Source organism: Paenibacillus sp. 2TAB19 (genome assembly GCF_052115185.1).
Lineage (GTDB): Bacteria > Bacillota > Bacilli > Paenibacillales > Paenibacillaceae > Pristimantibacillus.
Map to the genome: position 1 here is coordinate 20,529 of NZ_JBFRGE010000039.1, position 13,523 is coordinate 34,051.

At 52.0% G+C, this 13,523-nt stretch carries 7 protein-coding genes; 4 read left to right on the top strand and 3 right to left on the bottom strand.

Features of this window, described 5'->3' with window-relative positions:
- Positions 1–158 precede the first annotated feature (158 nt).
- The 3 genes from AB4Z33_RS18035 to AB4Z33_RS18045 all read left to right on the top strand — a co-directional run bounded on the left by AB4Z33_RS18035 (position 159) and on the right by AB4Z33_RS18045 (position 8,537).
- Positions 159–5,546: a discoidin domain-containing protein gene (locus AB4Z33_RS18035; RefSeq protein ID WP_442051259.1), complete on the top strand. Its 5,388-nt coding sequence runs from the start codon at positions 159–161 to the stop codon at positions 5,544–5,546.
- A gap of 172 nt (positions 5,547–5,718) precedes the next feature.
- A complete protein-coding gene (locus AB4Z33_RS18040; protein WP_442051239.1) occupies positions 5,719–7,548 on the top strand; it encodes a UbiD family decarboxylase in 1,830 nt (609 codons plus the stop codon).
- Positions 7,549–7,652: 104 nt separating this feature from the next.
- A complete protein-coding gene (locus tag AB4Z33_RS18045) occupies positions 7,653–8,537 on the top strand; it encodes a DMT family transporter (RefSeq protein ID WP_442051240.1) in 885 nt (294 codons plus the stop codon).
- A 71-nt stretch (positions 8,538–8,608) separates the two neighbouring features.
- On the opposite strand, the gene AB4Z33_RS18050 is transcribed toward AB4Z33_RS18045, so the two are convergent.
- Entirely contained in the window at positions 8,609–8,791 is a 183-nt protein-coding gene (locus tag AB4Z33_RS18050; RefSeq protein ID WP_442051241.1) for a DUF2524 domain-containing protein, read from the bottom strand.
- A gap of 125 nt (positions 8,792–8,916) precedes the next feature.
- Positions 8,917–9,891, bottom strand: coding sequence for a LacI family DNA-binding transcriptional regulator (locus tag AB4Z33_RS18055; RefSeq protein ID WP_442051242.1), 975 nt, complete (start codon positions 9,889–9,891; stop codon positions 8,917–8,919).
- 212 nt (positions 9,892–10,103) lie between these two features.
- Between AB4Z33_RS18055 and bglX the strand changes: the two genes are divergently transcribed.
- Positions 10,104–12,314 (top strand): beta-glucosidase BglX, encoded by a 2,211-nt coding sequence (bglX, locus tag AB4Z33_RS18060; protein ID WP_442051243.1) that lies wholly within the window; start codon positions 10,104–10,106, stop codon positions 12,312–12,314.
- Between the two features lie 304 nt (positions 12,315–12,618).
- On the opposite strand, the gene AB4Z33_RS18065 is transcribed toward bglX, so the two are convergent.
- Complete coding sequence (locus tag AB4Z33_RS18065) at positions 12,619–13,491, bottom strand: carbohydrate ABC transporter permease (protein WP_442051244.1); 873 nt, start codon at positions 13,489–13,491, stop codon at positions 12,619–12,621.
- Between the last annotated feature and the right edge of the window lie 32 nt (positions 13,492–13,523).

Consider the following 13,523-nt stretch of genomic DNA (forward strand, 5'->3'; position numbering starts at 1 on the left):
GTACGTGAAGCAAGTGCAAAAGTCCAAAAAATGATGCCTCTTATCTAAAAAATGCTACCTATAACGACCGAGCGCCAATTGCTACTATTTAATCGAAGGCTAGTTAGACGTCGTAACGAAGCAAAAAAACGATTCGGGAGGTAACATTCGTGAGGAAGATGGCAACCGTATTTATTGTTCTCGTCTTAGTACTGAACGGGTTCGCGACAATGGTTCATGCTGATTCGTCATCCGCGCCAGAAGATTTGAATGGCATAATGACGGTCAATTCTGTTCAGTTGAGCTGGTCAGCCGCAGAAAATGCAATGGCTTACAATTTATACCGGGCACAAAGCAGTTCAGGGCCATACGAGAAGGTGAATGATGCTTCTATTGCAACTGCAAGCTATACGGACAAAGGGGTGGCGACGGATACAACCTATTATTACAAGGTGTCTGCGTTAAGGGAGGGCGGAGAATCAAGTCTATCCGCAGAATTTGCGGGTACGACGGTTGTGGCACTCGGCCCCAATGTGAAAGTCTACGATCCGACGATGGATATAGCGACGATCCAGTCAGAAGTTGATGACATCTTCGCCGAACAGGAATGGGCGGAGTTCGGTCAAAGCCGTTATTCGCTTCTATTCAAGCCAGGCGTCTATAACAATCTGAACGTGAGAGTCGGCTTTTACACGCAAGTAGCAGGACTTGGCCAAGACCCGGACGATGTGCTCATTAACGGCGGCGTCACGGCCGATGCCAAGTGGGATAACGGCAATGCGACACGCAATTTTTGGCGTTCGGTGGAAAATTTATCGTTTAAGCCGCTTGACCTGACCAAAAATCCGCCAACGCTGACCGACGCGAAGTGGGCGGTGTCGCAGGCTGCGCCGATGCGGCGCGTGCATGTGCTCGGGAAGATTAATTTATTCGACTTTACATCAAGCTGGGATGCGGGCTGGGCGAGCGGCGGCTATATCGCGGATTCTATTATCGACGGCACCATACTTCCGGCATCGCAGCAACAATTTTTCTCCCGCAATAATGAGTATACGAGCTGGTTGAACGGCGTATGGAATATGATGTTCGTCGGCGATACGAATCCGCCTGAAGGAACATTCCCGGCACAGCCCTATACAGTCATCGATGAAACGCCGGCGATTAAGGAAAAGCCTTATCTCTATATCGACGATAGCGGTGAATATAACGTCTTTGTACCTTCACTGCAAACCGATAAAGTAGGCGTTAGCTGGAAGGACGGCTCGACTCCCGGCGACTCGCTGCCGATTAGCGATTTTTACATTGCTGATCCCGAGAGCTCGACGGCGGACGATATTAATGCGGCCCTCGATAATGGACTTCATCTATTGTTTACGCCAGGCTTCTATTACTTGGACGATACGATAAGAGTAGAGAATCCGGACACCGTCGTAATGGGTCTTGGATATGCTTCGCTTGTGCCGACAACAGGATTGCCGGCTATGACGGTTGCCGACGTTGATGGAGTAAGCGTGTCTTCGCTCTTCTTTATTGCCGGGGAGGAAATGTCTCCATCGCTTCTAACCGTTGGAGAGGAAAATTCAGACGTCGACCATTCCGCTAATCCGATCCTTATTGCGGACCTATTCTTCGGTATAGGCGGATTTCTTCCAGGCAGCGCAGACGTCGGTCTTATCGTGAACAGCGACGACGTCATTGGCGATCACTTCTGGATTTGGCGAGCAGACCATGGCGCCGGAGCAAGCTGGGATACGAATATAAGCAATAACGGTATAATCGTGAACGGCGAAGATGTGACGATCTATGGGTTGTTCAACGAGCATCATGAGCAATACCAAACGATCTGGAACGGAAATGGCGGCAGGCTGTACTTCTATCAGTCCGAGATTCCATATGACCCGCCTTCCCAGGAAGCTTGGATGAGTCATGACGGAACCGTTAACGGCTACGCTTCCTATAAGGTTGGCGACGACGTAACGACTCACGAGGCGTGGGGGCTTGGCATCTATTCCTTTTTCAGGGACGCTGACGTTGACTTGGAAAATGCGATGGAGGTTCCGCAAGTAGAGGGGGTTAAGATCCATCATGTGACTACGATATGGCTGAACGGCGTGGCAGGCAGCGAAATTACGCATATTATTAACGGCACAGGCGGCAAAGTATATGCCAACTCGCCGGCAAGCGCGATGCGCCAGACGGTTACGCATTATACGACAGGCGACAGCGAAGCGCCTACCGAACCGACAGACTTAACGGCGCTCGCGGTGTCCAGCAAGCAGATCGATCTGACCTGGACAGCTGCAACCGACAATATCGGCGTTGAAAGCTATGATATCTATCGCGATGGCGTGAAGGTGGGCACTGAGAACGGCACGTCGTACAGCGATTCCGGACTTAAAGCGAAGAAGGAGTACAGCTATACGGTCGTTGCGCGAGACTCCGCAGGAAATCAATCGGAGGCCAGCAATGAAGCAAGCGYCGTGACGCAAAGAGAATTAACGACTTACAATCAAAGCGGATGGACAGCAACGGCCTCGTCCGGTACTGGCAGCGTCGGCAATCTAATAGACGGCAATACAAGCTCGCGCTGGAGCTCAGGAACGCCGATGGTGCCGGGACAATACTTTGCTATCGATATGAAGTCGGCCAAGCAAATTTCACGCTTGTCGATTACGTTGCCGGCAGGCAATAACGACTATGCGCGCGGTTACGAGATCTACATCTCGCAAGACGGCATCGATTGGGGCACGGCGGTCGCCAGCGGAACGGGCAGCGCATCCATAATCGTTGACTTCGAAGAAGCATTAACGGCGCAATTCGTTAAAGTCGTGCAGACGGGCTCAGCCGGTAGCTGGTGGGCCGTCGATGAATTCGGCGTTTACACGGATACGGAGAAATCGCTTGATCGGAAGTCATGGACGGCAACAGCTTCGCCGGCAGGCGATTCGACCGCCAATYTGCTGGACGATAAGCCTTCAACCCGCTGGAGCTCAGGCACGACGATGGTTCCCGGCCAATCGATCGTCATCGATATGAAAGCGGAGCAATGGTTTAACAAAATCGTAGTGGACTCAAGAGGAAGCAACAACGATTATTCGCGTTCGTATGAAATCTATATTTCTGATGATGGCGCAGAATGGGGAACGGCGCTCGTTGCGGGAACGGCGAACGGTCCGCTCATTGTATCCGATTTTGCCGATCAAACGGCTCGCTATTTGAAGCTTGTTCAGACGGCAACGAATAGCAGTTGGTGGTCCGTCCATGAGATTACGGTTTACCGTGACGGTACGGTGCCGGTGCCGGTGAGCGGGATTGAAGTAGCGGGCGCTGGCGGAGCGGAAGCGATTACGGCGAAAGGCGGAACCCTCCAAATGACTGCGCAGGCGCTACCGGTCTATGCAGATGATACGGACGTCTTTTGGTCGGTCACGGGAGCAGATGATGAGGAGACAGAGCTCGCGACGATTAGCGTAAGCGGTCTGGTAACCGCACTCGATAACGGTGCAGTAAAGGTAGTTGCAACGGCGGTTGACGGTTCGGGGGTAACAGGGAGTGCGATCATCGAAATTAGCGGTCAACATCCCGTCACTGCAATAATCGTAACGGCTGAAGACGATGCAACATCGATTACAACCGCAGGCGGAGAGCTGCAGCTGTTCGCAGCCGTTTCGCCGGACAATGCTGACGATCCAGGCGTAATCTGGTCCGTGACGGATTCGAGCGGAGAACTGACGACAGCAGCGGAAATTAACGATAACGGCGTATTGACCGCCCTCGATAACGGTACAGTCAAAGCCGTAGCTACGGCCATCGACGGATCGGGGATAACTGGCAGTCTTACGATTGCGATTAGCGGACAACATCCGGTTACAGATATTGAGGTAACAGGAGCAGGCGGTGCGTCAACGATTACGACAAAAGGCGGTACTTTGCAGTTGAATGCCGAGGTTCGGCCGTCAGATGCGGACAATAAAGAGTACGTTTGGTTGGTAACCGGAACGGATAGCTTGCCTACGGCACTGGCAACGATAAGCAGTTCGGGTCTGTTGACCGCGGTCGATAACGGTTCTGTGAACGTTGTGGCGTCTGCAACAGACGGCTCTGGCGTAACGGGTTTTCTAACCGTCGATATTAGCGGACAACATCCCCTAACAAGTATTGCAGTCACAACAGCAGGCGGTGCAACCACGATTACGGCTAAGGGCGGAACGCTGCAATTGAATGCCGAAGTACTGCCAGCCGATGCGGATAATGATGCGGTAGTATGGTCAGTTTCGTCGCCTGACGACAGCCCGACAGATAAAGCAACGATAAGTGTAGACGGATTATTAACGGCCGTGAAGAACGGAGAAATCAAAGCAGTGGCGACAGCATCGGACGGTTCGGGCGTCAAAGGCACTATAATGATTGTCATTAGCGGTCAGAAGTCACAGAATACAAGCAATCCTCCAGTGGATCAGCCAACCCTCCCTGAGCAGTCGAGAGAGGATACCAAGCTTGTGCTGCAAGGCGAGGAAGCGGTAGCGGAGCTGTCTCCGGGGGAGACGGAGGCGCAACTGTCGGTAGACAGTATCAAAGCAGCTGGCAACCATCCCGTTGTCATTCAATCGGATGAAATGTCCATCACGATTCCGAATGCTGTTCTTGCGCAATTGATCGGTTTGCTTCCTGGGGCGATAGATGCTAAGGTCACCGTTCGCGTTCATGGCGCTGCACAGGCAGATACACCTGCCGGTCCGAACCTGACGTTCGGCGGCCAAGTGTTCGAACTCGATCTTTTCCTTACGGATAAGGAAGRTAAGAAAGTGAAGTTATCGTCTTTCCCTGAACCAGTCGTCATTACGCTTCCTATCACTTCTAATAATGTCGATAAAGAGCTGCTCGGCGTTTATTACTACAACGAAGCGACGAAGGCGTGGGAATATGTAGGCGGGACGGTTGATCCGTCAGGGACAGCAGTCGTCGTCGGCTTGCAGCACTTTAGCAAATATGCGGTTATGGCCTATAACAAGTCATTTATTGATGTGCCAATATCCCATTGGGCATATAAGACGATCAAAGTGCTCGCTTCGAAACATATTGCGAATGGCGTGACAGTTGTATCTTTTAATCCTGCCGGACAGACGTCACGCGCGCAATTCGTTACGATGCTTGCTAATGCGCTCGGGCTGACAAGCGATAACGGGGTTACGCCGTTCACGGATGTGGATGCTCAGGATTGGTACGCAGGAAGTATTGCGGCTGCATACAAGGCCGGGTTAGTAACAGGTGTATCGGAGACGAGTTTCGCACCGAATGCGACAATCACAAGAGAGCAGATGGCGATATTGATGGTGCGGGCTTATGAACTAGCGAGCGGCAAGAAGGCATCGGAACAAGCAAGCTTGGCAAGCTTGAAAGACGGGGAGAAAGTTTCCGTCTGGGCTGCGGATGGTGTTGCGAAAGCTATCGAGCTGGGCTTAATGAAGGGCCAATCAGCAGCGTTGTTCGCTCCTCAGGATCAAGCGAGCCGCGCAGAAACGGCGCAAGCGATCTATAATTTATTGAGCAAGTTGCAGTGGATATAAGAATAACGGACGAGAGCAGAGAGGCTGAACCTGAGCAACGGCAGGTTCAGCCTCTCTGTCGTTTTAATTGTGAACATTGTATGCCAGTCCGGATAAACCTTCATTTTGCGCCGATAGGTTGGTATACTTGGGACAAGTAGCAGGACAAGACGCGATGAATGGAGCTATTCCTATGTATAGTAGTTTGGAGCAATGTTTAATTGATCTTGAGAAAAACGGCCATCTCGTTCGAATTAAGGAAGAGGTTGACCCGTATTTAGAGATGGCGGCTATTCATATGAAAGTTTTTGAGGCGGGAGGACCTGCCTTATTGTTCGAAAATGTGAAAGGAACGAAGTTCCGGTCCGTATCGAATCTGTTCGGTACGACGGAGCGGAGCATGTTCATCTTCCGCCAAACATGGGATGCAGTTCAGAAGGTAATGGCTGTTCGCAGCGATCCGATGAGCGCGCTGAAGCGGCCCTTCAGCAATATCGGAACAGGCTTAGCGGCTTGGAATGCGCTCCCCGCGAAGAAGACGCGCAGTCCGCTTGCGCTTCACGAAGTGAACATCTCCGACTTGCCGCTCATCCAGAGCTGGCCGATGGATGGCGGAGCTTTCGTAACGCTGCCGCAAGTGTACTCGGAGGATCCGGATAAGCCGGGCATTATGAATTCCAATCTCGGGATGTACCGCATTCAACTAAGCGGCAACGAATACGAGATGAACAAGGAAGTCGGTCTTCATTATCAGATACATCGGGGCATTGGAATCCATCAGGAGAAGGCCACGAGGAAGGGGCAGCCGCTCAAGGTAAGCATCTTCATCGGCGGCCCTCCCGCGCATACGCTGTCGGCGGTTATGCCGCTGCCCGAGGGCTTAAGCGAAATGACGTTCGCAGGTCTGCTTGCAGGTCGACGCTTCAATTATAGCTATGTCGACGGATATTGCATTAGCAATGATGCCGACTTTGTCATTACGGGAGAGATTCATCCCGGCGAGACGAAGCCGGAAGGCCCGTTCGGCGATCACCTGGGCTATTACAGCTTGACCCATGAGTTCCCGCTCATGAAGGTGCATAAGGTATACGCCAAGCCCGGCGCCATCTGGCCATTCACGGTCGTAGGTCGTCCGCCGCAAGAAGATACGGCATTCGGCAATCTCATTCATGATCTAACGGGAGATGCGATTAAGCAGGAGATTCCTGGCGTGAAGCAGGTTCACGCGGTCGATGCCGCGGGCGTTCATCCTTTGTTGTTCGCTATCGGCAGCGAGCGCTACACGCCATACCAGCAGGTGAAGCAGYCTGCCGAGCTGCTCACGATTGCCAATCGGATTCTTGGTACAGGGCAGCTAAGTCTTGCCAAATATTTGTTCATTACGGCGGAAGAGAAGCAGCCGCTTGATACGCACCGCGAAGCGGATTTCCTGGCTTATATATTGGAACGTCTTGACTTGAGACGCGATATTCATTTCTACACGAATACGACGATCGATACGCTCGACTATTCGGGGACGGGTATAAATAGCGGCAGTAAGGTCGTGTTCGCTGCCTATGGAGATAAGAAGCGCGAGCTCTGCAGCGAGACGCCGGAGACGCTTAAGCTGCTGAGCGGCTATGACAATCCGCGTATGATTATGCCGGGGATCGCCGTCTTGCAAGGCGCGGCGTTCACCGATTATGACAGCGCTAAGCTGGAGATGGCCAGCCTAAGCGAAGCTATTGCGGAGAGAGGGCCGCTTGATTCATGCCTGATCATTATTGTCGCCGACGACAGCTCGTTCATGAGCGAGACCTTAGGCAATTTCCTGTGGGCTACGTTCACGCGCAGCAATCCGTCGCACGACATGTACGGAGTGAACAGCTTCTATGAGCATAAGCATTGGAGCTGCGATAACGTCATTATCGATGCCAGAGTAAAGCCGCATCAAGCGCCTCCGCTTATTCCCGATCCGAATGTCGAGAAGAGCATCGAGCGGATATTCGTCAAGGGAGCAAGCCTAGGACATTTGAACATTTAATCTGCGCAACGGCCCTGATGGAATTTTTTTTCGGGGCTTTCGATTGGATAAGTATTGTCATTTGTTAAACGCTAAGGAAAGTCAGACATCAGGGAGAATGACACATGCCGGCATTATCTAAGCTGCAGACGAGCTTATTGCTCGCTTTTTTAATTATCGTATGGGGGATCAATTGGCCTGTGTCCAAATACGCTTTGGATTACATGCCGCCTGTATTGTTCTCAGGCATTAGAACGTTGATCGGCGGTTTACTGCTGCTCGCAGTCGCCATTCCGAGATGGAGTCGGCTTCGGCTCAAGGAAACATGGGTGATCTATGTCGTATCGTCGATCGTCAATGTTATTTTGTACTATGGCTTGCAGACAATCGGATTAAATTACTTGCCTTCGGGGTTGTTCTCGGCAATCGTATTCCTCCAGCCTGTGCTCGTCGGCATCTTTTCGTGGCTGTGGCTCGGCGAATCAATGAATGTCATGAAGATCGGCGGACTATTACTCGGCTTCGCGGGCGTAGGCGTCATATGCAGCGGAGCGGGCGGACTTTCAGGCCATATATCCGTAGAAGGAATACTGCTAGCGCTTGGTTCCGCGTTTAGCTGGGCATTAGGAACGATATATGTGAAGAAGACGAGCGCTCGCGTTGATCCTATCTGGCTCGTGACGAACCAACTGCTGATCGGCGGCTTATTCATGACGGCTGTCGGTTCGGGGGTAGAGAGCTGGTCTGAAGTCGAATGGAGCTTAGGCTTTATAATCGCTTTATTGTTCATATCGATCTTCGTCATTGCGATTGGCTGGATCATCTTCTATAAACTGATGGATTCGGGCGAAGCGAGCAAGGTGGCCTCTTTTACGTTTCTAATCCCGCTCATCGCTATCCTAATCGGGACGCTGTTTCTGGACGAGCCTTTCACGATGTCTTTGCTTGCCGGCCTTGTGCTCATTCTTCTAAGCATTTACTTCGTCAACCGCAGAACCAATGGAAATTAGAAAAAACAAATCCCCTGCTTCACCGCATACGCGGGTAGAGGCAGGGGATTCGTTCTGTATGCAACGTCAGACTAATGGTTGATATCGCATTTGTTCAATATAAACGAGATTTGATTTTCAAGTCGATTGATCGTTTCTTGAGATTCCTTATCTTCTGCTTGCTGTCCACGAAGCGCTTCTAGCTCCTGCTTGAGCTGATGCAGATCGTCTCCCGCATTGGCGCAATCATAATTGCTCTCGAGGTTACCTAGCATGTCTAATCCTCCAATCAGTAGGTAGGTGTACCTGACTATTATGGTGGATTTCAAGCAACTTATTCACTTCCCCTAGATTTTCCCCTGTCTTGCCCTCATTGGATTCCCTTTTTTGTTTTTGTCGATTATTTGAATTTGGGCCGGACGGATCGCCCTTTTATGAGCGTGACATAGATGCGTTCGTTGTCGACGGAGTCGCCGGCTAACATCTTGAGCAACTGCTCGGAGGCTAGAGCTCCCCATTTGCGCATGGAATAATCGATGGTAGCCAATCTAGGCTGGATGAATTGGGCCAGCTCGATGTTGTCGAAGCCGATCAGATGAATATGCTCGCCAATGATAAGCTTGCTATGGTCGCGAACGTATCCATACACGCCGATGGCCATCTCATCGTTCAGGCACAAGACGGCTGCTGGACCGTTATATTGCTCGACGATTCGCTGAGCTGCCGCTGCGCCGCTTGCCTTACTGAAATCCCCCTCAAGCTCGGTCAACTGCGCGCCGGGCGAGCGCTCGGCAACCTGATGAATGGCGCGCAGCCTCTGGTTGGCATCGTAAGAGCCTTTCGGCCCCGTTACCGCATAGATTCGGTCATGACCTTGTTCAAGCAAAAACTCCATAGCGAGAGTGGCCCCTGCTTTATTGTCGAGCAGCACCTGGTTAATAAGAGGATGATGCAATTCGCGGTCAAGCACGACCGCCCTATGCCCTTGCCCCGCGTATTGAAGAAGCTCTTCATTGGAAAAAGTTTCATCGAGAATAATAGCGCCATCGATCATTCCTTCCGGAATGAGGCGGCGGGATTGCGATCCGCTGCATACGAGCAAGTCATAACCCTTGGCGCTCAAATAGTCTTTGACGCCTTGAAGCAAATCGCCATAGAAGCTGCCGCTGAAATCGGTTAAGAAGATGCCGATCAGATTCGATTTTTTCTTCTTCAGCAGTCGAGCGGCGGCGTGAGGAACGTAATTCAGCTCCTCGGCGATCTGCAATATCCGTGCAGCGGTCTCCTTCGTAACCTTGTCGCTTCCGTTAAGCGCGTAGGAAACGGTGGAGATGGACACGCCGGCTTGCTTTGCAATATCTTTGATGCTTGCCAATGGTTTCGTGCCTCCGATATCGTTGGTGAAACGTTTTTATTTATTCTATATTTGACTATATCGTATTAACAATTGTTTATCAATAGGAGGATTTATGTGTATATAAGGTGCAATTAAAGGTTTGACAGCCCGAATAATGCGGAATTATAATCGATTACAGGATCAATCGAAACGTTTCGATTCAATTTTATTTTGGAGAGGTTGCGACTGCCATGTCAAATCACAATTCAGTTCAAACGCAGCAAGCCCAATCCCGTAAAGACATTGATCTGAACGGACTCATCAAACAAATGACGCTGGACGAAAAAATCGCCCAGTTAATACAACTGGCCGTACCTTTCTATGAAGGCGCCGTCGGCGCTGGACAAATTACGGGACCGATGGAGTCGCTTGGCATTACGGAAGAGACTGTTCACAACTCGGGCTCCGTACTTGGAATGGCAGGCGCCCAGGACGTTATCAACGTGCAGCGCACGCATTTAAGCAACAATCGGCACGGCATTCCTCTGCTTATGATGGCGGACATCGTGCATGGTTTTAAAACGATCTTCCCAGTGCCGCTTGCAATCGGCTGCTCATGGGACATGGAACTGGCTGAGCAAAGCGCTGCCATTGCTGCGAAGGAGGCTGCCGTATCCGGCGTTCATGTGACGTATGCGCCGATGGTCGATCTTGTTCGCGATCCGAGATGGGGGCGCGTCGTGGAATCGACTGGCGAGGATCCATACTTGAATTCGCTGTATGCCCGCGCTTTCGTACGAGGTTTCCAAGGCTCGGATCTGGCTGGAGACATGGATAAGGTCGCAGCATGCGTGAAGCATTTCGCTGCATACGGCGCGGCTGAGGGCGGTCGTGATTACAATACGGTCGATCTGTCCGACCGCCAAATGCGCGAGTTTTATTTGCCGGCTTACAAAGCTGCTTTGGACGAAGGCTGCGAGATGGTCATGACTTCCTTCAACACCGTGGACGGCGTGCCGGCAACCGGCAATTCCAAGCTGATGCGGAAGCTGCTTCGCGAGGAATGGGGCTTCGACGGCATCCTTATTTCCGACTGGGGAGCGGTGAAGGAGCTAATCGCCCACGGCATTGCCGCAGACGAATCCGAAGCAGCGCTGAAAGCGATCAAAGCAGGCGTAGATATTGAGATGATGACCTCCTGCTATGTGAGTCATCTATCCGAACTAGTAGAGAGCAAGGACGTCAATGAAGAGCTTATTGACGAGGCTGTACTGCGAATATTGAAGCTGAAGCAGAAGCTCGGCTTGTTCGACAATCCGTATCGTGCAGCAGATCCGAAGCGGGAGACAGAAGTCGTGTTTTGCGATGAGCATCGCGATACGGCAAGAGAGCTGGCTGTTAAATCATGCGTTTTGTTGAAAAACGATGGGGCACTTCCGCTGTCAGCCGATCGTAAGATCGCGCTTATCGGCCCTTTTGCCAGACACAGCGACGTGCTTGGCCCGTGGTCGTGGACAGGCTCGAAGGATGCCGCGGTAACGATGGAAGCAGGCATGAGAAACAGGCTCGGTGATGCAGCTGAACTGCTTGTCGCGGAAGGTTGCGGCATCGAAACAGCGACGGAGGAGCAGTGGCAGGAGGCGCTTACAACGGCAACGGCCGCCGATATCGTCGTATTGGCGCTCGGCGAGCACTCGGATATGAGCGGCGAAGCCGGCTGCAGAGCGGACATTCGCTTGCCAGGCATTCAGCTTGAATTGATTCGCAAGATCAAGGCGTTAGGCAAGCAAGTCGTAGCTGTCCTGTTCAACGGACGCCCGCTCGATCTGCATGGCGTATACGAGGAAGCGGACGCGATTCTAGAAGCGTGGTATCCAGGCTCCGAAGCGGGCAGCGCGGTAGCGCCATTGTTGTTCGGCGATGCGAATCCTTCCGGACGGTTGACGATGTCCTTCCCGTATAGCGTCGGTCAAGTTCCGGTTTACTACAACGCGTATAATACGGGCCGTCCGCAAGGCGCGCCGGATGCTCAGGTTCGCTACGTGTCTCAGTATCTCGACATTCCGAATGAGCCTCTGCTGCCGTTCGGGTTTGGGCTTAGCTACAGTGAATTCGCATATAGTGAAGCAAGCTTGTCGTCGGAGACGATGAAGGAGTCCGATCAACTTAAAGTAACGGTAAAGGTAACGAATGCAGGAAACGTTGCTGGCGTGGAAACGGTACAGCTCTACGTGCGTGATCTGTCGGGCGAGGTTGTCCGTCCAGTGAAGGAACTGAAGGATTTCCGCAAGGTGGTGCTTCAGCCAGGGGAGTCCAGTGTAGTGGAATTCGTACTCACGGAGCAGCAGTTGCGGTACTACCATTCCGATCTTGCGCATGAAAGCGATGCAGGCGCATTCATTGCATTCGTAGGACCGAACAGCAAAACCAATGCGGCGCTGCCATTCAAGCTAATCAAATAATTAACGCCCCGCACAATCAAACGCAAGGGGCTGCCGACGGTACCGAACGCCTGCAGCCTCTTTGCTTTTGGAGAACAACCGCGTATATGCTCTTACAGTGCTTCTCTCTACGGATGTGGGACGGCGAGGGTGGCTGTAAGCTCGTATGTGCTCTTACAGCGCAGGAGTAACTGGTTACTCGGTTGTGTAAGAGCATATATGCTCTTACAGATGGAGACTGAGTCGACGAGAGCATCTAGGCTCTTATATGCACATATAAAAAGCCGTCCGCACCATGAAGGGCGGACGGCTGAGGTTGAACCTATTATTCTTTTACCGCACCAATAACGATACCTTTAACGAAGAAACGCTGCAGGAACKGATAGACGAGCAGGATCGGCAAGGCTCCGATAAAGATTTGCGAGGCGCGGAGCGTCCGCTGCGACAGATTGGCGATAACGGCGGGATCGAAGCTCGTCGTATTCCCTTGCACGATGATCGTCTGCATGAAGCTCGCGAGCGGGAGATTTTCCGATCCCTTCATATAAATAAGCCCGTCGAAGTACGCGTTCCAATGGCCAACCATCGTGAACAAGGCGATCGTGGCGATTGCCGGCAGCGAAATGGGCAGATAGATCGAAATAAAACTTCGAAAATGTCCCGCGCCGTCCATGAACGTCGCTTCCTCCAGCTCCTTAGGCACGGTGCGGAAAAAGTTAAGCAGCAATATAATGTTGTATACGGTGACGAGGACCGGAAGAATGAGCGCAAGCAGGTTGTTAATCAACCCGAGACGCAAGATAAGAATATAACTCGGAATGAGGCCGCCGCTGAACAGCATTGTGACGACGAAATACCAGAGATAGGCGTTGCGGCCGCGGAATACGCGGTTGTCCTTGGACAGCGCATAGGCGGCAAGCGAGTTTACGAGCAGTGCTAGCGCCGTACCGAAGACGGTACGCTTGACCGAGATCCATAACGATGCCAAGAAGTTGGCGTTGTCGAATGTCTTGACGTAGGCCTCGACCGTGAAGCCGATCGGCCAGAAGGTGACAAGTCCGGCATTGGCGGGCGCGGTATCGCTGAGCGATACCATCAGCAAGTGGAACAGCGGGAGCAAGCAGCATACAGAGATGACGGCGAGTAAAATATAGTTGAATACGCTGAAAATGCGGTAAGGCAGCGTCTTGTGGTACATAAGCGTTCATCCTTTCAAATCTAGCAGAGTCG

What these genes read in the sequence shown, in the direction of transcription:
- AB4Z33_RS18050 (WP_442051241.1), bottom strand. Translation starts at nt 8,791, where the DNA reads ATGCTAGGTAACCTCGAGAGCAATTATGATTGCGCCAATGCGGGAGAC.
- AB4Z33_RS18045 (WP_442051240.1), top strand. Translation starts at nt 7,653, where the DNA reads ATGCCGGCATTATCTAAGCTGCAGACGAGCTTATTGCTCGCTTTTTTA.
- bglX (WP_442051243.1), top strand. Translation starts at nt 10,104, where the DNA reads ATGTCAAATCACAATTCAGTTCAAACGCAGCAAGCCCAATCCCGTAAA.